The 250-nt window shown below is 47.6% G+C and carries 1 protein-coding gene; it reads right to left on the minus strand.

What is annotated here, in order from left to right; translation table 11 throughout:
- Nucleotides 1-250 (minus strand): hypothetical protein (locus Q4528_RS15065; RefSeq protein WP_303522498.1); only part of this gene is annotated, 250 nt, incomplete at both ends.

The following is a 250-nucleotide window of genomic DNA, read 5'->3' on the forward strand; positions in this document are numbered from 1 at the left end:
GATTTGTATAGCGCGGTACTTTGTTACCCATAAAGCGGAAAGCAGTCAAGTCACGCCCGCCAAATAGCACAATATAATTTCCTACCCTGAGTTCATCGGCATTGCTTGACACGGCTTTTAATGCATTCTTTACGGGGCGGTAAGTTTCCTCTACCTCTACCCATTGTTCACGCGCCACAAATGCGGGCATACCGTCCGCGCCCAGCTTGTACTTAATCTTGTAGTATTTCCCGTCTACGCAGGCAATAAT

Origin of the sequence: Staphylococcus pasteuri (assembly GCF_030547725.1) — a bacterium.
Classification (GTDB): domain Bacteria; phylum Bacillota; class Bacilli; order Staphylococcales; family Staphylococcaceae; genus Staphylococcus; species Staphylococcus pasteuri.